The organism is Streptomyces beijiangensis (assembly GCF_017315755.1).
In the GTDB taxonomy this organism is placed as follows: domain Bacteria; phylum Actinomycetota; class Actinomycetes; order Streptomycetales; family Streptomycetaceae; genus Streptomyces; species Streptomyces beijiangensis.
Map to the genome: position 1 here is coordinate 1 of NZ_JAFLRJ010001625.1, position 268 is coordinate 268.

Here is a 268-nt window from a genome sequence, read left to right on the forward strand (position 1 = left end):
GGGCGCGCAGCCCGTACTCGTCCAGCCAGGAGCGCAGCAGTCTGGCGCCCTCCACGGATTCGAGGTTGGCGCCGCCGGGGGCGTTGGCGTGCTGCCCGTAGCCGGCGAACTCGACCTGCTTGTAGCCGTATCGGGCCAGCTCCTTGAAGACCTCACGGAAGCCGGAGGGCAGGTCGCTGGAGAGCGGGTCGCGGCCTGTCGCGTCGCGCACGGTGTAGAGGATGATGCCGCGCTTGGTGGCGGCCACGGAAAGGGCCGCAACACCCTC

At 70.5% G+C, this 268-nt stretch carries 1 pseudogene; it reads right to left on the reverse strand.

Going from position 1 to position 268, the window contains the following annotated elements:
• Positions 1-247, reverse strand: a pseudogene (locus tag J0695_RS42960) (sugar phosphate isomerase/epimerase family protein); the annotation flags it as partial.
• Between the last annotated feature and the right edge of the window lie 21 nt (positions 248-268).